Origin of the sequence: Nioella nitratireducens (genome assembly GCF_001879715.1) — a bacterium.
Classification (GTDB): Bacteria; Pseudomonadota; Alphaproteobacteria; order Rhodobacterales; family Rhodobacteraceae; genus Nioella; species Nioella nitratireducens.
In genome coordinates this window covers 16,138-35,385 of the sequence record NZ_MNBW01000002.1, presented here as the reverse complement: position 1 = coordinate 35,385, position 19,248 = coordinate 16,138, and the positions used below count along the sequence as shown (strand labels likewise).

Sequence of the window (19,248 nt, the reverse complement as noted above, 5' to 3'; positions counted from 1 at the left end):
CCCGCCCGGCGGTGCTCCCCCAAGATTTCCGCACTCGCAGGTTGTGCGGTTCGGCACAATTTGCGTATCCTTGTCAAAAGTTTGCATGGCACAGCGACTGGAAGGCGGGGACATGGCAACCAAGACAACGATTTTGGTCGTCGAGGACGAGGCCGAGGTGCGCGCGGTGCTGCGGACCGGGCTGGAAGCCGAAGGCTGTCAGGTTGTCGAGGCCGTGGACCGCAACACCATGATGGCCGCCGTCGAGGCTCAGCCGATTGATCTGGTGACGCTGGATCTGCGGTTGGGGCAAGAGGACGGGCTGAACCTTGCCACCGAACTGCGGGCGCGCAAGAACATCCCGATACTGGTCATCACCGGTCTTGGCGACCCGTTCGACCGTGTGCGGGGGCTGGAGCGGGGGGCGGATGACTATATCGTCAAACCATTCCACATACGCGAGGTGGTGCTGCGCATCCGCCATGTCCTGAGCCGGTATCAGACGGAAGTGAGCGACGATCGCACTGTGACCTTCGATCACAGCGCCTTCGACCTGAAACGCAAGACGGTTCAGCATCTCGACGGCAGCGAGATCAAGCTGACCGGGATCGAGCAACGCATTCTGGAGCTGTTCGTGCGCCATCCGGGCCGGGTGCTGAGCAGGGACGACATTTGCCAAGCGCTGCACGGGCGGGACTGGACGCCGTATGACCGCACCATCGACGGCCATGTCGCCCGCTTGCGCCGCAAGATCGAGCCGCCCGGCGAAGCGCCGGCGCTGATCCGTTCGGTGCGCGGGGTGGGCTACGTGTTTACCGCCGACGTTACGTCCGGGTCTGCCGGGCCAGCGTGAACGCCCGCGCCACGGCCTGAGCCAGACGGGCGAGCGAATAAGGTTTGGACAGAAGCTCGGGGTCGCTGGCATCCGGCGCGCGGGGCATTTGCGTTTTCGAGACATGGCCCGAGGTCAGCAGGACGGCGACGTCGGGATAGGTGCGGCGCACCGCATCGACCAGATCGTACCCCGAGTCCCTGCCGGGCAGCACCACGTCGCTGAAGACCAGATCCACCGGTTCGCCCGCCGCCAGCAAATCCAGCGCGGCCTCGATCGTGGCCGCTTCCAGAACCGCATACCCGATCGCCTCCAGCCGTTGCAGGACGGTTTCACGCACGAGCGGATCGTCTTCGACCACCAGCACAAGCTCGCCATCGCCGAAGGGCAGGTCGTCCTTGGCCTCGGATGAGGCAGGGGTCGCCTCGGCGGCCACGCGCGGCAAATATATCGAGATCGACGAGCCATTGCCCTCGGTCGAGTCGATCCGCACGAAGCCCCCGGCGCGGGCGGCGGTGGTGGCGACGCTGGTCAGGCCAAGCCCGGTGCCGCGCCCGGGTGCCTTGGTCGAGAAAAAGGGTTCCTGCGCGCGCCGTGCGACGTCGGGGGGCATCCCGGTGCCCTCGTCGGTTACGGTCAGCCGCAGGTAGTCGCCCGGCTCCCCGCCCGCGATCCGGGCCGCTTCGGTCCGGTCGAGCGTGATCGCGGATGTCGTTACCGTGACCTTTCCGCCCTGTGGCTGCGCGTCACGCGCGTTGGTCAGGATGTTGAGCAGGGCCCCGTCCAACTCGCTGGCATCGACCTGTGCGCAGGCGCCGTCGGTGCCGGGATGAAACCGCAGGTCGATCGCCTCGCCCAGAACCTGTTGGGCCAGGGCCCATGTTCTGGCGATATGTGCGTCGAGGTTCAGCACCACCTGTTGCGATTGCCGCCCGCTGGCCAGCGCCAGAAGCCGCTTGTTGAAGTTCGCCCCCATCTCGGCCGCCTCGATGGCGCGCTGAAGATGCTTGCGCAGGTTGTCGTCAACGCTGCGTAGTTCGGCCAGTTCGAGGTTCGACAGAATTACCGTCAGCAGGTTGTTGAAGTCGTGGGCGATGGTGCCTGCCAGCCGCCCCACCGTTTCCAGCCGCTGCGCGCGGGACAGGGCCTCTTGCAATTTCCGGCTCTCGGTCTGGTCGATGAGAAGGCCCACGACGCGATGCGCGTGACGGTCATCGCCCGTGCCCGAAAAATGCACCTGCGCGATGAACTGCATATAGCGCTGTTCCCCGGCCACATTCAGCCGCAGGTCGCGGGCGACGCGCCCGTCGCCTTCCTGCGCGATCACCCGCTCGAATTCAGCGCGCAATCCGGCAAGGTCGCCGGGGTCGACCATCTCTTCCCACCGCTGCAACATCTGTGCCAGATCCAGCCCCTCGAAGCCCACCAGAGCCCGAAAACTGTCCGAGACCTGGTAGGTCGTGTCGGTGAAGTCCTTTTCGAATTGCCCGATCCCGGCCACTTCCGTGGTCAGCCGCATCCGGTCTTCGCTGGCGCGCAGCCGGTCTTCGGTGGATTTGCGGCGGGTGATGTCTTCGTTGAACAGGGCAAGCCCCGTGACCTCGCCGGTCTGGTCGAACACCGGTGTGATGCGCCAGCGTACCCATGTGACGGGGCCGTCCGGGCCCGCTTGACGGCTTTCCTCGCAGGTCAGGGATTCCCCGGCCAAGGCGCGCGTCTTGGCATCGGCCCAACACTCGGGCATCGAGGGGAAGACATCGTCATGACAGCGCCCGACCAGATCGCCACCGATCAGTCCGTTGATCGCGAGCCAGCGGTTGGACCACGCGACATAGCGCAGGTCGCGGTCGAGCATGGCCAGCGCAACGGGCGCGTCGGCGACGAATCGGGCCAGATCCTCGGGTATGGTTCTGACGCCGACAGGGCGCGGGTCCGGTCTTGCTGTGCCCCGATCGTGGTCTTGCGGCATGGTTCCCCCACATGATGTCGCCATGTCCGCATCTTCTTGCCAGTGGCAAGAAGCGCCGCCAAGCGGGCCGGTCCTTATCTGCACAATTTTACACAAAACTGAAGCTGCCGTCTCGGGTGCAATTTGGCACTCTCTGGAATGTCTGCGGCGCCGGGTGCGAGGGGACTTTTCCCGACCATCCTGCCGCGACGGAAATTTGGGGGAGGAAACACCATGCCGATGACTGCGTCTTCACCATCCCGCAGTGCCGGACAATGCGCCCGGTGTCCGGCCCGTCAAAAGGGAATTTGCGGCGCGGTCACGCCCGCCACGGTCGAGGCGGTCGCGCTACGCGGCCACCGGGTGACCTATGCCCAGAACAAGCCGTTCCTCGATCAGGGCACCCATAGCGACCGGATCGGAATTGTCGTGTCGGGGCTGGCCAAGGCCGTGCATATCAACGAGGACGGTGACGAATTCGTGCTGGGCATCCAGCGCGCGGGCGATCTGGTCGGCGATCCCTTCGGCGTCGAAAACGCCGTCTCGTGGGAGGCGGCCACCGATGTGACCGTGTGCTGGCTGTCAACGGCGAGCCTCGACCAGTTGCTGACGGAATATCCCGACCTTCAACGGGCCTATCTACAGGCCCTGTCGCAGCAGATGGGGGAGCAACAGCGCTGGTTCGCCAGCCTGCGCGGGCGCAACACCACCGAACGGCTGGCGCTGTGGCTGGTGGACCAGGCGCTTTTCGGCGACCGTTCGGCCGAGGGCGTGGTGCCGCTGGACCTGAGCCGCCGCGATCTGGCCTCGCTGCTCGATATGAGCACGGAAACGCTGTGCCGCAGCCTCTATCACCTTGTCGACAAGGGGGCGATCGAGATGCTGGCGCCCGATTGCGTGGGCCTTGCCGACCCCGACCAGTTGCGCCGCCTTGCCAAATGCGAGCCGGACCAGAAGCTGGAACCGTTGACCCCCGACCGCAAGCGCGCGACCTGCGCCGCCTGAGAGGCCGCACTGCCCGCGGCGGGCTTTTCGGCTTGCGCCCGCCCCGCCGGATATGCCCCTACTAGGCCAGTCACCGGCCTTGCAGGGATGCGTTCATGACCGACAGCCACACCACCCACGACGCCGAGGAAGACGCGCGCAACCGTAATATCAAGATCTATGTGAACGGCGAGATCGTGCATCGCGACGAGGCCAAGGTCTCGGTCTACGATTCCGGCTTCATGCTGGGCGACGGCATGTGGGAGGGGATGCGGCTCTATGATGGGGTTTGGGCCTATTTCGACGAGCACATGGACCGGTTCTTCGACAGCTGCAAGGCGGTGAGCCTCGATCCCGGCATGGATCGGGCCGGGATTGCGGCGGCGCTGCGCCGCACCGCCAAAGCCAACGGGATGACCACGGATGTGCATTGCCGCCTGATGCTGACGCGCGGGGTGAAGGCCAAGCCGTTCCAGCACCCCTCGCTCAGCCGATGGGGGCCGACGATGGTCATCATCATGGAACATTCGCGCCCGGCCGATCGCCTGCAAGGACAGGGCATCCGGCTGGCCACGGTGCCACAGGTGCGCGGGCTGCCGCACAGCCAAGATCCGAAATTCAACAGCCATTCCAAGCTGAACTGCGTCATCGCCTGCCTTCAGGCGGAAGCGGCGGGGGCCGACGAGGGGCTGATGCTGGACCCGCATGGCTTTGTGAACACCACCAACGCCTGCAATTTCTTCATCGTGCGCAAGGGCGAGGTTTGGACCGCGACCGGCGACTACTGCATGAACGGCGTGACGCGGCAGAAAGTGATCGACTTGTGCCGGGCGAATGGCATCCCGGTTCACGAAAAAAACTTCTCTCTTTATGAAGCCTATGGCGCGGAAGAGGCGTTTCTGACCGGCACTTTCGGGGCGCAGACCCCGGTGGCGTCGATCGACGGCAAGCCTATCGGACGCGGCGACAGGCCGGTCACGACGCAGATCCGGGCGCTTTACAAGGCGGCCATCGCGGCCCATGTGGCCGAGCGGCGCGGGGCATGGGCGTGACGCCGGGACGCTTGATAGATGACCCAGAAACAGGACATAAAGGCCTATGAACCAGCCTTCGCACCCCGATAGCCCCGGATTTCGCCGCACCAGCCGGTCGCTGCCCATTGCCTTGTTGCGCGCGCGCGAAACAGTGATGGGACCGATCCGCGACATGCTTTCGCAAAGCGGGATCAACGAGCAGAAATGGCGGGTGCTGCGGGTTCTGGACGAAGAGGGCCCGATGGAGCAGACGGCTCTGGCGGCCCGCGCCTGCCTGCTGCTGTCCAGCCTGACGCGCATTCTCAAGACGATGGAGGCCGAAGACCTGCTGTCACGCCGGGTCGATAGCGCCGACCGACGCAAGTCCATCGTCAGCGTCACAGACCGGGGCCGCGACCTGATCCATCGCCATTCGCCGGAATCGGCGGCGATCATGCAGCGGCTGGAAGGCCGTTTCGGCGCCGACCGGATGGAACAGCTGCTCGACCTGCTGGAAGAGCTGCACGAGTTGGAGCCCTGACCGCGACCGTCGCCCGCCCGAGCTGACAGCGGATCGCCGCCTGGGGCGGCGACCGGCGAGCGGTCCGCCTCACCCTGCCACGGCAGGGATCGCCGGACCGCCTGGGGCCAGCCCCTGACACAGGGGTCGTTTCGCAAAGAAGAAGGCCGGAGCCGAAGCGGGCCTTCAGAGCGACGCGAAGCCTGCGTCGAGCGCGGCGAGGACCGTGGTCACATCGGCCTCGGTCAGAACCAGCGGCGGCGACATGATGATGTTGTTGCCCGAAACCCGCACCATCGCGCCGTTCCGATAGGCCACCTGATGCACCTTGGCGGGCATCGCCTTGTCCGGGGTCTTGGCGGCGCGGTCCGAGACGACCTCGATTGCTGTCATCAGCCCGTGGCCACCGCGCACGTCGCCGATCATGTCGTATTTCTGCTTCAGCGCCAGCACGCCGTCGAACAGCTGGGTGCCGCGGGCGGCGGCGTTGGCGGGGACGTCGAGCCGGATGGTTTCCTCAAGGCAGGCAATGGCCGCCGCCGCGCCGACGGGGTGGCCGGAATAAGTGTAGCCGTGGCCGATGGCCGCCGCACCGGTCTTGTCGCCCTCGAAGACCTCGACCACCTTGTCCGCCAGCATCACCGCGCCGAAGGGGAAATAGCCGTTGGTGATCGCCTTGGCGGTGCACATCATGTCGGGCTGCACGCCCCAATGGCGGCTGCCAGACCAGTCGCCGGTGCGACCGAAGGCGGTGATAACCTCGTCCGCGATCATCAGGATGCCGTGGCGGTCGCAGATCTCGCGCATCATCGGCATGAAGCTTTCATGCGGCACGATCACGCCACCGGCGCCAAGGATCGGTTCCATGATGAAGGCGGCGATGGTGCCCGCGCCCTGGAAGGCGATTTCATCCTCGAAGGCGGCGGCGCAGAGTTGGGCCAGACGCTTTGGGTCGGACTCGTCGAACGGGTTGCGATAGGGGTAGGGCGCGGGGATATGGTGGCAGCCGGGCAAGAGCGGCTCATACGCGGTGCGGAAATTGGCGTTGCCGTTCACCGAGGCGCCGCCGAAATGGGTGCCGTGATAGCCCTTTTTCAGGCTGAAGAACTTGGTGCGCCCGTGATCGCCCCGGATCTTGTGATATTGCCGCGAAAGCCGCAGGGCGGTTTCGACGCTGTCCGACCCGCCCGAGGTGTAGAAGGCGCGGGTCAGCCCGTCGGGGGCGAAAAACTCGGCCAGCATCACGGACAGCTCGATGGCCGCATCGTTCGACGTGCCGCGGAAGGTTGAATAATAGGGCAACACATCCAGTTGCCGCGCGATGGCGTCCTTTACCGGCTGGCAGGAAAAACCGAGGTTCACGTTCCACAGGCCGCCTACGGCGTCGATGGACTCGTGCCCGTCCACGTCGCGGATCTTGACGCCCTCGGCGCTGGTGATGATCGTGGGGGGGTTGGCGATGCTGTCGGCGGGATGCGCCATCGGGTGCCACATGCGCCGCGCGTTGTGTTCCTTGAGGAAGTTGGAATCCTTCATGATGCTTTCTCCGTTTGGTCGGCGGGGGCGCAGGCGTTGTCAGGCCCCAGATGAGTGGTCCAGGCATTCTCCAGCGCGGGCGGTATGCTTCCGCCCCAATGCTGGCTGATGATCCGCGCGGCGCGGCGCAGTTCCTGCTTGATGGTGTGTTGAAGCTCGGGGGTCAGGCGCGAGGACACCGCTGCAACTGCCACCGATCCGGCAATGCCGTTGCTGTCGAAGAGCGGGGTGCCGATGCCTGTTACGCCCGCCTCGTAGCTTTGGTTGGCGATGGAGAAGCCGATCTTGCGGGCGGTGTCGGCGGCGGCGGTCACCTCGTCCCGGCTGCGCATGGTGCTGTCGGTATAGACCTGCATCTGGTCCAGCGCGTGATCCATCAGGGCCGCGCCGCCATAGGCGAGGACCGCGATCCCCGAGGCGGTGGCGTGCAGGGGCAGGCTGCTTTCATGCAGGACCACGCGGGCGGAATGGGACTTGTTTTCATGGTGGGCCAGCGTGGTCAGCCCGGTCGCGTCGAGGATCGAGGCATGCGCCGTTTCGCCGGTGATTTCGGCCAGCCGGGGCAACACCATGCGCACCCCGGCCCGGCGCGGCAGCGTGACCTCGCGCAGGTGGGCGAGGCGCAACACGGCGGGGCCGATGCGATAGGCGCGGGTGGCGGGGTTCTGTTCCAGCAATCCCACCGATTCGAGGGCGGTCAGGTGGCGAAAGGTCGTCGCCTTGTCGCGCCCGGCGAGTCGGTGAAAGTCGCTCAGGCCGATCTCCGGGCGGTCGAGCGAGAAAAAATTAAGCAATTCCATTGCCTTTGCGATCGTGGACATGGCGCCCCTCGAAGTTTGCTGCCTGGGCTGTTGAAAAAAGATTGACGGATGATGCTTCACAATGCAAGCTGTTTTTGAACCATCGGTTTAAATAATGAACCAGCAAGCAGGGAGTGCAACATGAAAACGATCCTGAAAACAGTCGCCGCTGCGGCCATGGCGACGGTGTCCGTGGTGGGCATGGCGGCGGCTGACTATCCCGAGCGGCCCGTCGAATTCGTGGTGCCGTGGCCTCCGGGCGATCTGGAAGACGTGCTGACCCGGATGATCGCCGACGATTTCCAGGCGGCGTATGACGTGCCCGCGGCGGTGGTGAACCGCCCCGGCGGCGGCGGTGGGCCGTTCCCCGGTGCGATCTCGGTGGCGACGGCGCCCGCGGATGGCTACACCATCGGGTCGTTCATCATCGCGATCCCGACGGTTGGCCCAAACCTCGGCATCCCGGAGCTGAACCCCGACCCGTTCGAGCCCATCGGGATTTTCCTGACCTATCCTTTCGTCATCGCGGCCTCGGCCGATGCGCCCTATTCCTCGATCGAGGAGCTTTCTGCCTACGCGCAGGATCATGACGTGACGCTTGGCCATTTCGGCGCGCCGCTTGTGCCGACGCGGGTGACCATGGCGCTTGCGGAGTCGCAGGGTTTTTCCTTTGCCTCGGACGCGGCGTTTGATGCGCTGGACTGCAACACCCTGGCGTCCGGCGACGCCGACGTGATCAACACCACGTTGCAATTGATCCTGCCGTGCCTGGACGAGGTGAACGTGCTGGCCTCGATCGGGTCCGAGCGCATCAGCCTGACCCCGGATGCGCCGACGGTTGCCGAGATCGACCCGTCGCTGAACGTGGCACTGTGGAACGGCCTGTTCGTGCGCAGCGACACCCCGCAAGAGGTGCGTGACCGGATCGCGGAAGTGGCCCGCGAGACGGTGATGAGCGACCGCGCGCAGGCGCTGGCGGCCGAAACCGGCGCGCTGATCTACTGGCAGGACGCGGGCGCGTCCGCAGCGCAGATCCAGCAGGATATCGAGACGCTCGGCACCATTTCGGGCATGCTCGACTGATCGACCTGAAGGGGCCGGCCCGCGTGGGCCGGCCCTTTCCCTATTGCGAAAGGGGCATCCTCCATGGAGCGGTTTCAGACACTTCAGCAACTGTTCAAGCGCTACCGTCGGCCCGGCGACCTGGTCTTTGCCACGGTCTTTTTGCTTGTCGCGCTTTTCTTGCTGAGCCAGCTTGGCAAACAAACCGTCTGGGCGAGCGGGACGCAGCTCTTTGCGCAGCCACGGTTCTGGCCAGCCGTCGGTGTTTTCGGAATGGTGGGCTTCGGCACATTGCATTTTCTGAGTTCGGTGGCCTCGGACCGTATCGCCGGACGCTGGCAGGAAGTCGGCTTTTGGCTGCGCGGGTTTGAATTCGTGGCGTGGTTCCTCGGTTATGTCTGGCTGGTGCCCTATGCGGGTTATCTGCTGGCGACGATGGGCTTCATGGCGGTGTTGACGCTGCGCCTTGGCTATCGCGCGCCGAAGACCATCGGCATGGCGGTATTGACCGGCGTCGGGATCGTGCTGCTGTTTCGAACCTTCTTGCAGGTGCGGCTGCCGGGCGGGCAGCTCTACCACATGCTGCCCGAGGGCTGGTCCTCGTTCATGTTGACCTATTTCTGAGGGCCCTGAGATGGAGCTTTTCCTTTCCAGTTTTCACATGCTGGCGCGGCTCGACGTGGCGCTGGCGCTGCTGGTCGGGTCGATCGGCGGCGTCATCATCGGTGCGATCCCCGGCGTCGGCGCGGCGGTGGCCATTGCGATCCTGTTGCCTGCGACCTTCAGCTTCGAGCCCATCGTTGGCCTGACAGCGCTGCTGGGGATCTATGGATCGTCCATGTATGGCGGGGCGATCCCGGCCATCCTGATCAACACGCCGGGCACGGCGGTGAACGCGCTGACCACCTATGACGGCTATCCGATGACCAAGCGGGGGCAGGCGCGGCGCGCCTTGTCGCTGGCGTATTCCGCCTCGTTCTACGGCGGCGTTCTGGCGATCATCTGCCTGATCGTGTTGTCGCCGGTTCTGGCATGGATTGCGCCGATGTTCGGCAGTCGTGAAATCTTCCTTGCCGCGCTTCTTGGCATCATCCTGGTGGTGCTGGCGCATCGCGGGCAGGTGTTTGCGGCCGGGATGCTGGCGAGCCTTGGCATTTTCCTTAATTCCGTGGGGCTGGAGCCGGTGCGCTATTCTCGCCGCTTCACCTTCGATCAAAGTTGGCTGGCCTCGGGCGTTGACCTGATCGTGGTGGTGCTTGGCCTCTTCGCCATTTCGCAGGCTTTCCTGCTGCTGGTGGACAAGGACGACGCGCCCCATGCGCAACCGGTGGACGGCAGCCTGTTTTCCGGCCTGAAGGAGTTATTCCAGTTCAAGCGGGTAGCGACGGTTTCGTCCGGCTTTGGCGTGCTGATGGGGATGATCCCCGGTGTGGGCGAGTTCACGGCCCAGTTCATGAGCTACACCTACGCGCGGCGCACCTCGAAAACGCCCGAGGCTTTCGGCGATGGCAGCCCCGAGGGGCTGATCGCCTCGGAGGCCTCGAACAACGCGGTGCCCGGCGCGGCGATGATCCCGCTTCTTGCGCTTGGCATTCCGGGCGAGGCGTTGACGGCGATGATGCTGTCGGTCTTCTACGTTCACAACGTGGTGCCGGGGCCGGGATTGTTTCAGGACCACATGGATTTCGTGGTGGCGCTTTACATCGTCATGCTGCTGCTGAACGTGATCGTTCTGGTCTTCCTGATGTTCTCGACCAACTGGCTGACCAAGATCATCCAGATCCCGACGCGGTTCCTCGGTGTCATCATCCTGACGCTCAGCTTTGTCGGGGTCTACTCGCTGCGCAATTCCTTTACCGACTGCGCGGTGGCGTCCGGCTTCGGCATTCTCGGGCTGATCCTCAAGCGGCTGAACCTGCCGATCGTGCCGATCGTTCTGGGCATGGTTCTGGGCGGGATCATGGAGGTGAAACTGCGCAGCGCCATGGCGCGGGTGCACACACCGCTCGACATGGTGGACCGGCCGATTGCCGCCATTCTGTTTGCCGCCATCCTTTTGGTGCTCGGTCTGCATATCCGCACGCTGGTCAGGGAACACAAGGCGCGGCAAGACGAGCCGGATCACGATATTCACGACACTCAGACGCGGTAGGAGAGACGATGCTGGACCAAGGCAGGATCGACGCGCTGCGGGCAGAGCCCGTGGCCGCGCAGGGTCATCTGATCGACGGGGCGGTTGTGGCCGCCTCGGACGGGCAGGTGATGGACACCACCAGCCCTATCGACGGGCAGGGACTGACCACGCTGGCGCGTGGCACGACCGAGGATATGGACCGGGCCGTTGCCGCCGCCCGCGCAGCTTTTGCGGATGGACGCTGGTCGCGGCAGCCGCCCGCCGCGCGCAAGGCCGTGCTGCTGAAATGGGCCGAGCTGATCGAAGCCGAGGCGCTGGCGCTGGCGGTTCTGGGCGTGCGCGAGAACGGGACCGAGATCGGCATGGCCTTCAAGGCCGAGGCCGGATCCGCCGCGGGCACGATCCGCTACTATGCCGAGGCCATCGACAAGCGCTATGGCGAGATCGCCCCGACCGCCGACAACGTGCTGGGGCTGGTGCATCACGAACCCGTCGGCGTGGTTGGTGCCATCGTGCCGTGGAACTTCCCGCTGATGATCGGAGCGTGGAAGCTGGCCCCGGCGCTGGCCGCTGGCAATTCGGTGGTGCTGAAACCGGCCGAGACCGCGTCCCTCACGCTGTTGCGCGTCGCCGGGCTGGCGTTGGAGGCTGGGCTGCCGCCGGGTGTTCTGAATGTCGTCACCGGCGAAGGGCCTGTGGTCGGCGAGGCCATGGGCCTGTCGATGGGGGTGGACGTGCTGGCCTTTACAGGGTCGGGCGGCACCGGGCGGCGGCTGCTGGGCTATGCCGCGCGGTCGAACCTCAAGCGCTGTTATCTGGAACTTGGCGGCAAGTCGCCCAACGTGGTCTTTGCCGATGCACCGGATTTGGGGCTGGCGGCCAAGGTCTCGGCGGCGGGGATATTTCGCAACTCGGGGCAGGTCTGCGTGGCCGCGTCGCGCCTGTTGGTCGAGGACAGCATCCATGACGCGTTCGTCGAGGCGCTGTGCAAGGCGGCAGACGGTTTCACCGTCGGCGACCCGTTGTCGTTGGATACCCAGATCGGTGCGGTGCATTCCGAACGGCAACTGGCCCAGAACCTGCGCTTTGTCCAGCAGGCGGAGGAAGAGGGCGCACAGCGGCTGTGTGGCGGCGCGCGCATCCTGACCGAAACCGGCGGCACCTATATGGCGCCGACGGTGATTGCGGGGGTGAAGCCCGAGGCCAATCTGGCGCAGAACGAGGTGTTCGGCCCGGTGCTGGCGGTGACGTCCTTCAAGTCCGAGGAAGAGGCCGTGGCGCTGGCCAATGGCACCGATTACGGCCTGTCCTCGGGCGTCTGGACCGGCGATCTGTCCCGAGCGCACCGCATGATCCGCGCGATCCGCGCGGGCGTGGTGCATGTGAACACCTATGGCGGGTCCGACCTGACCGTGCCTTTGGGCGGTGTCGGCCAATCGGGCAATGGCAGCGACAAGTCGCTTCACGCGATGGCGAAATATGAGAACCTGAAAACCGCGTGGATTCAGCTATGAGCGGGGGGAAGATGGCGGACAAGACCATTCTGGTGGTGGGCACCTACGACACCAAGGATGACGAACTGACCTACATGGCCGACCGCATCCGGTCGCAGGGCGGCGGCGTTCTGACCATGGATGTGTCGGTTCTGGGCGATCCGTCCGAGCCGACCGATTACTCCAAGCATGACGTGGCCGAGGCCGGTGGTTCGTCGATCAAGGTGGCGATTGCCTCGGGCGATGAAAACACCGCCATGCAAATCATGGCGCGCGGGTCGGCCATGCTGACGGCCAGGCTGTGGGCAGAGGGCGCGTTTGACGGGGTCGTGGTTCTGGGTGGCTCGATGGGGACCGATCTGGCGCTGGATCTCTGTTCCGCCTTGCCGCTTGGCGTGCCGAAATACATCGTTTCAACGGTGGCGTTCTCGACCCTGATCCCGGCCGAGCGTCTGCCTGCGGATATCCAGATGATCCTGTGGGCCGGGGGGCTTTATGGCCTGAACTCTGTTTGCAAATCGTCGCTCAGTCAGGCCGCCGGCGCCGTGCTGGGTGCCGCACGGGCGGTCGAGGCGCCGGACGGGACCAAGCCCCTGATCGGCATGACCAGCCTTGGCAAGTCGGCGCTGAAATACATGGTGTATCTCAAGCCGGAACTGGAAAAGCGTGGGTACGAGGTCGCGGTGTTCCACGCTACGGGCATGGGTGGACGGGCCTTTGAATCGCTGGCCTCGCAGGGGGCGTTTGCCGCCGTGTTCGATTTTTGCACGCAGGAACTGGGCAATCACACCCACGGGTCCGACGTGACGGCGGGGGCAGACCGGCTGACCAATGCGGGGCGCGCTGGCATTGCGCAGTTGGTGTCCACCGGGTGCTACGATCTGGTGGATCTTGCTGGTTGGCGTGGCCTGCCAGAGAAATGGATGCATCACCCCAATCATGCGCATAATCGCCTGATTACCTCGGTCGTTCTGAACGCCGACGAGGTGCGCACGGTGGCCCGCGCCCATGGCCGGGCGCTGGCCGAGGCCAAGGGCGAGACCGTGCTGCTGTTGCCTCTGGGCGGCTGCGGCGAATGGGACCGGCCCGGCGCGGAGTTGCACAACCCCGCGGGGCTGGCCGCGTTTTGCGCGGAGATGCGGGCGAGTTGCCCGGCCAATGCCCGGCTGGAAGAGCTGGACCTTAATATCAATGATGAGGGGTTTGCGGCGCGGGCGTTGGAAATCTTCGACGACTGGTGCGAACGCGGGATCGTGGCCGCCGGGTAAGGGGCCGCCGCACGTCGAGGGAGCTTGCTCGCAGCTTGATCAAACCACCGGTTGACTCGACTCACTTAAATGCTTAACAAAGCAAGTAATGGAGGAGGAGGCCCCGGTGCCGCATATTGTCGTCGATTATTCGCCCAACATGGAGACGCGCGTGGATATCGCCGCGCTTTGCGATGCTCTGCGCATCGCAGCGATCGAGACCGGTATCCTGCCCATGGCCGGCATCCGTGTGCGCGCCTTTTGTGCGACCCATGTCAGCATCGCCGACGGCAACCCGACGCATGGCTTTATCGACATCAGCCTGCGGTTGCGCGGCGGCAGGCCCGACGATGCCAAGCAGGCGGCGACCGCGCATATTTTTGCCGCGGCCGAAGCTTTCCTTGCCGAGCCCATGAAAACCCAGTCCATCGCGCTGTCTTTCGAGATGCGCGACATCAATCCGGATTTGAGCCCGAAAACGGGCACTATCCGCGACCACCTGTAAAGGAGCGCCCATGTCCGACCTTGCTACGCATCAGGCGAAACTCGATGGCTACCTTGCCCGGTTCCGCGAAACCGGTGTTCTGAACCAGATTGGCGGCGCAGCGCGAGCGGCGGCCTCGGGCGCCACCTTTGACAATCACACACCGGTGGACGAGAGCTATATCTGCAAGGTCGCCAAGTCCGGCGCGGAGGATGTCGATGCCGCCGCCGCCGCGGCCAAGGCGGCGTTTCCGGCGTGGCGCGATTTGCCCGCGACCGAGCGCAAGGCCATTCTGCACAAGATCGCCGACGGGATCGTCGCGCGCGCCGAGGAAATCGCGCTTTGCGAGTGCTGGGATACGGGCCAGGCCTATCGCTTCATGTCCAAGGCGGCGCTGCGCGGGGCCGAGAACTTTCGCTTCTTTGCGGACCGCGCGCCGTCTGCCCGCGATGGAAAGTCGATGCCGTCCCCCACGCTGATCAACATCTCGACCCGCACGCCGATCGGCCCGGTGGGGGTGATCACGCCGTGGAACACGCCCTTCATGCTGTCGACGTGGAAGATCGCGCCAGCGCTGGCCGCTGGCTGCACCGTGGTCCACAAACCGGCCGAGTTCAGCCCGGTAACGGCGCGTATCCTGATGGAGATCGCGGAACAGGCCGGTTTGCCGCCGGGGGTCTGGAACCTTGTCAACGGCTTTGGCGAGGATGCGGGCCGCGCGCTGACCGAGCACCCCGATATCAAGGCGATTGCCTTCGTGGGCGAGTCCAGGACCGGCAGCATGATCATGAAACAGGGCGCCGACACGCTAAAGCGGGTGCATTTCGAACTGGGTGGCAAGAACCCCGTCGTGGTGTTCGATGACGCCGATCTGGACCGGGCGCTCGATGCCGCAATCTTCATGATTTATTCGCTGAATGGTGAGCGTTGCACCTCGTCCTCGCGCCTGCTGATACAGGACAGCGTGGCAGATGCGTTCCTGTCGAAGCTGACGGCAAGGGTGAAAAACCTGCGCGTCGGCAACCCGCTGGACCCGGCAACCGAGATCGGGCCACTGATCCACAAGACCCATTTCGACAAGGTCTGTTCCTACTTCGCCGCCGCGCGGGAAGACGGGGCCGAGATCGCGGCTGGGGGCGACCGGGCAGGCGACACCGGCTGGTTCGTGAAGCCGACGCTGTTTACCGGCGCCAAGAACGGCATGCGCATCGCGCAGGAGGAAATTTTCGGTCCCGTGCTGACGGCCATCCGGTTCAAGGACGAAGACGAAGCGTTGCGGATCGCCAATGACATCCCCTACGGCCTGACCGGCTATGTCTGGACCAACGACATCACCCGCGCCCTGCGGTTCACGGGCAAGCTGGAAGCGGGCATGATCTGGGTAAATTCGGAAAACGTGCGCCACCTGCCCACGCCCTTCGGCGGCGTGAAGGCCAGCGGCATCGGCCGCGACGGCGGCGACTGGTCCTTCGAGTTCTACATGGAACAAAAGCATATCGGGCTGGCCACCGGCCAGCACCACATCCCGCGCCTCGGCGCGTAACGAACAGGACACGCGCCCCAGTTTCGAGGAGGAGACAATGGGAGAAATCGTACTCGCCGCCAAGATGACCCATGTGCCAACCATGCTCATGTCCGAGCAGGAAGGCCCGGTCAAAGGCAAGCGCCAAGCCGCCATCGACGGCCACCGCGAGATCGCCCGCCGAGCCAAGGCGCTTGGTGCCGACACGGTGGTGATCTGCGACACCCACTGGGTGATCAACGCAGGCTTTCACATCAACGCCAACAACCGCTTCGAGGGGCTGTTCACCTCGAACGAGTTTCCGCAGTTCATCCAGAACCTGGCCTACGGCTATGACGGCAACCCCGCCCTCGGAGAGGCCATCGCCAAGACCGCGTCGGAGATGGGCGCCTATACGCTGGCCCATCAGCTTGACAGCCTTGAGCTGGAATATGGAACGCTGGTCCCGATGCGGTTCATGAGCCGGGAACACGACATGAAGGTGGTCTCGGTCGCCGCCTGGTGCACGGTGCATGGCCATGACGAAAGCCGCATCGTGGGGCAAGCGATCCGCGCGGCGATCGAGGCGTCGGACAGCAAGGTGTTGCTGGTCGCCTCGGGCTCACTTTCGCACAAGATCTGGGCCAACAAGGACTATGCCGCCAATAACGGCACCTTTACCATCAGTTCCGAGTTCAACCGCCAGATGGATCTGCATGTGCTCGACATGTGGCAGCGCGGTGATCACGCCACCTTCCTGAAGATGCTGTCGGATTATGCCGAGTTCTGCTGTGGCGAAGGCTCGATGCATGACACCGCCATGCTCTATGGCGCGCTTGGCTGGGACAATTATGACAAGCCGTGCGAGGTGGTGACCGAGTATTTCCCAAGCTCCGGAACCGGCCAGACCAACGTGATTTTCCCGGTGTGACGTAGGCTGCAGGGTTTTCGGGAAAATCCTGCCACATGCCCCCCCCCTGACTCAGGGAAGAATTTTCAGGAAAATTCTTTCCGGCCCGACGCGAGGAGACAAACCCAATGCCCATTCCCGCCCCAGTGCTCTACCCGCCCTTCAACATCGTTCGGCTCAGCCATGTTGAATACCGGGTCACCGACCTTGCCCGGTCCCGTGCTTTCTATGTCGATACGCTCGGCCTTCAGGTCACTGACGAAGCACCGGGGGTGCTCTACCTGCGGGCGATGGAAGAACGCGGCCACCACTGCATCATCCTGCGCGAGGCGGCCGAGGCCAAGGTTGGCGTTCTTGGATTCAAGCTGTTCGACGAGGCCGATCTGGATCGGGCCGAGGCGTTCTTTGCCGCCAAGGGCCTGCCGGTGGAATGGGTCGAACGCCCCTTTCAGGGCCGGACGCTGATGACCCGTGACCCGTGGGGCATTCCGCTGGAGTTCTACGTCAAGATGGACCGGTTGGCGCCGATCCACCAGCAATACAGGCTCTATAACGGCGTGAAGCCGCTGAGGATCGACCATTTCAACATGTTCAGCGCCGATGTGGATGCCTCGGTGGCCTTCTATGGCGAGATGGGGTTCCGGGTGACCGAATATACCGAAGATGCCGAAACGGGCCGTATCTGGGCCGCCTGGATGCACCGCAAGGGCGGTGTGCATGACGTTGCCTTCACCAATGGCCGGGGGCCTCGCCTGCACCACTGTGCCTTCTGGGTGCCGACGCCGCTCAACATCATCGACCTGTTGGACTTGATGGCGACCACGGGATGGGTGAGCAACATCGAGCGCGGCCCCGGGCGGCACGGGATTTCCAACGCGTTCTTTCTTTACATCCGTGACCCGGACGGGCACCGGATCGAAATCTATTGCTCGGACTACCAGACCGTCGACCCGGATCTGGAGCCCATTCGTTGGGACCTGAAAGATCCGCAGCGGCAAACGCTTTGGGGGGCGCCCGCGCCGAAGAGCTGGTTCGAAGAGGGCAGCCTGTTTGATGGGACAGACTTGGCGGAGCCTGTGCTGAAAGCACAACCGATCGTTGCACCGTGACGGGGCGGTGTTTGAGTATTTGGGCCAAGAAGAAGGGATAATTTTATGAAATTCGTAACCGTAGACGCCGGTGGGGAGCCGCTTTGGGGGGTGCTGGTGGAAGACGGGTTTATTGCCCTTTCGCCGGACTTCGCCCAGTGGCCCACGCTGAAGGACGTGGTCGCGGCGGGGGGCCTTCCCGAACTCATGAGCGCCACGGTCGGCCGTGCGGTGACGCATACGGATTTCACGTTTGAAATCCCCGTCCCCAATCCGGGAAAGATCATCTGCGTTGGCGTGAACTTTCCCGACCGGAACGCGGAATACAAGGACGGGCAAGAGGCGCCGCCGAACATGTCGCTGTTCCCGCGGTTTCCGTCGAGCTTTACCGGCCATGAGCAGCCGCTGATCCGGCCGCCAGAGTCGCACAAGCTGGATTACGAGGGTGAGATCGCCATTGTCATCGGCAAGGGGGGGCGGCGCATCCCGAAGGCCGAGGCGTATGACCATATCGCGGCGCTCACGCTGTGCAACGAGGGCACGATCCGCGATTGGGTGCGGCACGCCAAGTTCAACGTCACGCAGGGCAAGAACTGGGACCGGTCGGGTGCGATCGGGCCGTGGCTGGTGCCCTTTGCCGACGCGGCACAGTTGGACGATGTGCGGATCACCACCAAGGTGAATGGCGAGACAAGGCAGGATGACCGCACCAGCCGGATGCTGTTTCCGATCCGGCGGCAGATCGAATACATCTCGACCTTTACCACGCTGGAGCCGGGCGACATCATCGTTACCGGCACGCCCACGGGGGCGGGTGCGCGGTTCGATCCGCCCCGCTTCCTTGTGCCCGGTGACGTGATCGAAGTGTCGGCCGAAGGGATCGGCACGCTGGTCAACACCGTGGAGGACGAGGCATGAGCCGGGGGCTGGACCCAAGGGCCGCTGCTGCGGCGCTGCTGAAGGCCGAGGCGGAGGGGCGACAGATCGGATTGCTGTCGCGCGCGCATCCCGGCATGGACATGGACGACGCCTATCGCGTGCAAAAGGCATTGGTGGACCTGAAGCTGGCGCAGGGGCGGCGGCAGATCGGTTGGAAGATCGGGCTGACCTCGCGGGCGATGCAGGATGCGCTTGGCATCGACATTCCGGATTCCGGCGTGTTGCTGGACGACATGATGTTCGAAAATGGCGCGGCAGTTCCCGCCGGCCGGTTCATCCAGCCCCGCATTGAAGCCGAGATTGCTTTTGTCATGAAGGCGGATCTGGTGGGCGAGGTGAGCCGCGACGATGTGCTGGCGGCGACGGACTATGTTGCGCCGAGCCTCGAAATCCTCGACACGCGCATTCTGCGCAAGGACCCGGAGAGCGGACAGATGCGGTCGATCGTCGACACGATCTCGGACAATGCCGCCAACGCCGGGATCGTGCTTGGCGGCGCCAAACATGCGCCCGACGCGATGGACCTGCGCTGGATCGGGGCGATTGTCACCCGCAACGGCATGGTCGAGGAAACCGGCCTCGGGGCCGGAGTCCTGAACGACCCGGTGGAAGGGATCGTCTGGCTGGCTCGGCGGTTGGCCGGGTATGGCGACGCGATCAAGGCGGGCCAGATTGTTCTGTCCGGCAGTTTCATCCGTCCCGTGGAAGCGCCTTCTGGCAGCCGCTTCCACGCCGATTTCGGTCCGTTCGGAGATGTCTCGGTCAGCTTCGACTGATC

At 64.5% G+C, this 19,248-nt stretch carries 18 protein-coding genes; 15 read left to right on the top strand and 3 right to left on the bottom strand.

Translation table 11 applies throughout. The features are described from left to right. Positions 1-112: 112 nt before the first annotated feature. On the top strand, positions 113-832 hold the full coding sequence (locus tag BKY27_RS01635) for a response regulator transcription factor (protein WP_071672694.1): 720 nt from the start codon (positions 113-115) through the stop codon (positions 830-832). Here BKY27_RS01635 and BKY27_RS01630 read toward each other — a convergent pair. Continuing rightward, on the bottom strand, positions 804-2,804 hold the full coding sequence (locus BKY27_RS01630; RefSeq protein ID WP_084667811.1) for a hybrid sensor histidine kinase/response regulator: 2,001 nt from the start codon (positions 2,802-2,804) through the stop codon (positions 804-806). The genes BKY27_RS01635 and BKY27_RS01630 overlap by 29 nt on opposite strands. A 195-nt stretch (positions 2,805-2,999) precedes the next feature. Between BKY27_RS01630 and BKY27_RS01625 the strand changes: the two genes are divergently transcribed. The 3 genes from BKY27_RS01625 (at position 3,000) to hpaR (ending at position 5,297) form a co-directional block, all read left to right on the top strand. After that, entirely contained in the window at positions 3,000-3,764 is a 765-nt protein-coding gene (locus tag BKY27_RS01625; protein ID WP_158514949.1) for a Crp/Fnr family transcriptional regulator, read from the top strand. A 95-nt stretch (positions 3,765-3,859) separates the two neighbouring features. Next, positions 3,860-4,795, top strand: a complete 936-nt coding sequence (locus tag BKY27_RS01620; protein WP_071672691.1) for an aminotransferase class IV — start codon at positions 3,860-3,862, stop codon at positions 4,793-4,795. 46 nt (positions 4,796-4,841) lie between these two features. Then, on the top strand, positions 4,842-5,297 hold the full coding sequence (gene hpaR / locus BKY27_RS01615) for a homoprotocatechuate degradation operon regulator HpaR (protein WP_071672690.1): 456 nt from the start codon (positions 4,842-4,844) through the stop codon (positions 5,295-5,297). Positions 5,298-5,462: 165 nt separating this feature from the next. Here the strand turns inward: hpaR and BKY27_RS01610 are convergent, their stop codons facing one another. After that, positions 5,463-6,812, bottom strand: a complete 1,350-nt coding sequence (locus tag BKY27_RS01610) for an aspartate aminotransferase family protein (RefSeq protein WP_071672689.1) — start codon at positions 6,810-6,812, stop codon at positions 5,463-5,465. After that, complete coding sequence (locus BKY27_RS01605) at positions 6,809-7,633, bottom strand: IclR family transcriptional regulator (protein WP_071672688.1); 825 nt, start codon at positions 7,631-7,633, stop codon at positions 6,809-6,811. Before BKY27_RS01605 ends, BKY27_RS01610 begins: the two co-directional genes overlap by 4 nt. 120 nt (positions 7,634-7,753) lie before the next feature. Between BKY27_RS01605 and BKY27_RS01600 the strand changes: the two genes are divergently transcribed. From BKY27_RS01600 to hpaH, 11 genes are all read left to right on the top strand, one after another. Next, on the top strand, positions 7,754-8,695 hold the full coding sequence (locus BKY27_RS01600; protein ID WP_071672687.1) for a tripartite tricarboxylate transporter substrate-binding protein: 942 nt from the start codon (positions 7,754-7,756) through the stop codon (positions 8,693-8,695). Between the two features lie 63 nt (positions 8,696-8,758). Then, positions 8,759-9,298: a tripartite tricarboxylate transporter TctB family protein gene (locus BKY27_RS01595; RefSeq protein ID WP_071672686.1), complete on the top strand. Its 540-nt coding sequence runs from the start codon at positions 8,759-8,761 to the stop codon at positions 9,296-9,298. Between the two features lie 10 nt (positions 9,299-9,308). Next, complete coding sequence (locus BKY27_RS01590) at positions 9,309-10,826, top strand: tripartite tricarboxylate transporter permease (RefSeq protein ID WP_071672685.1); 1,518 nt, start codon at positions 9,309-9,311, stop codon at positions 10,824-10,826. Between the two features lie 8 nt (positions 10,827-10,834). Then, entirely contained in the window at positions 10,835-12,322 is a 1,488-nt protein-coding gene (locus tag BKY27_RS01585; protein ID WP_071672684.1) for an aldehyde dehydrogenase family protein, read from the top strand. 11 nt (positions 12,323-12,333) lie between these two features. Beyond that, complete coding sequence (locus BKY27_RS01580; protein ID WP_071672930.1) at positions 12,334-13,569, top strand: Tm-1-like ATP-binding domain-containing protein; 1,236 nt, start codon at positions 12,334-12,336, stop codon at positions 13,567-13,569. 106 nt (positions 13,570-13,675) lie between these two features. Continuing rightward, positions 13,676-14,053: a 5-carboxymethyl-2-hydroxymuconate Delta-isomerase gene (locus BKY27_RS01575; protein ID WP_071672929.1), complete on the top strand. Its 378-nt coding sequence runs from the start codon at positions 13,676-13,678 to the stop codon at positions 14,051-14,053. A gap of 10 nt (positions 14,054-14,063) precedes the next feature. Next, entirely contained in the window at positions 14,064-15,575 is a 1,512-nt protein-coding gene (hpaE, locus tag BKY27_RS01570) for a 5-carboxymethyl-2-hydroxymuconate semialdehyde dehydrogenase (protein ID WP_071672683.1), read from the top strand. A 37-nt stretch (positions 15,576-15,612) separates the two neighbouring features. Next, positions 15,613-16,464: a 3,4-dihydroxyphenylacetate 2,3-dioxygenase gene (hpaD, locus tag BKY27_RS01565; protein WP_071672682.1), complete on the top strand. Its 852-nt coding sequence runs from the start codon at positions 15,613-15,615 to the stop codon at positions 16,462-16,464. Positions 16,465-16,571: 107 nt separating this feature from the next. Next, positions 16,572-17,552: a 3,4-dihydroxyphenylacetate 2,3-dioxygenase gene (gene hpaD, locus BKY27_RS01560; protein WP_071672681.1), complete on the top strand. Its 981-nt coding sequence runs from the start codon at positions 16,572-16,574 to the stop codon at positions 17,550-17,552. 45 nt (positions 17,553-17,597) lie between these two features. Next, on the top strand, positions 17,598-18,449 hold the full coding sequence (locus BKY27_RS01555; RefSeq protein ID WP_071672680.1) for a fumarylacetoacetate hydrolase family protein: 852 nt from the start codon (positions 17,598-17,600) through the stop codon (positions 18,447-18,449). Beyond that, positions 18,446-19,246: a 2-oxo-hept-4-ene-1,7-dioate hydratase gene (gene hpaH, locus BKY27_RS01550; RefSeq protein WP_071672679.1), complete on the top strand. Its 801-nt coding sequence runs from the start codon at positions 18,446-18,448 to the stop codon at positions 19,244-19,246. The genes BKY27_RS01555 and hpaH overlap by 4 nt, the downstream gene beginning before the upstream one ends. Positions 19,247-19,248: the final 2 nt, after the last annotated feature.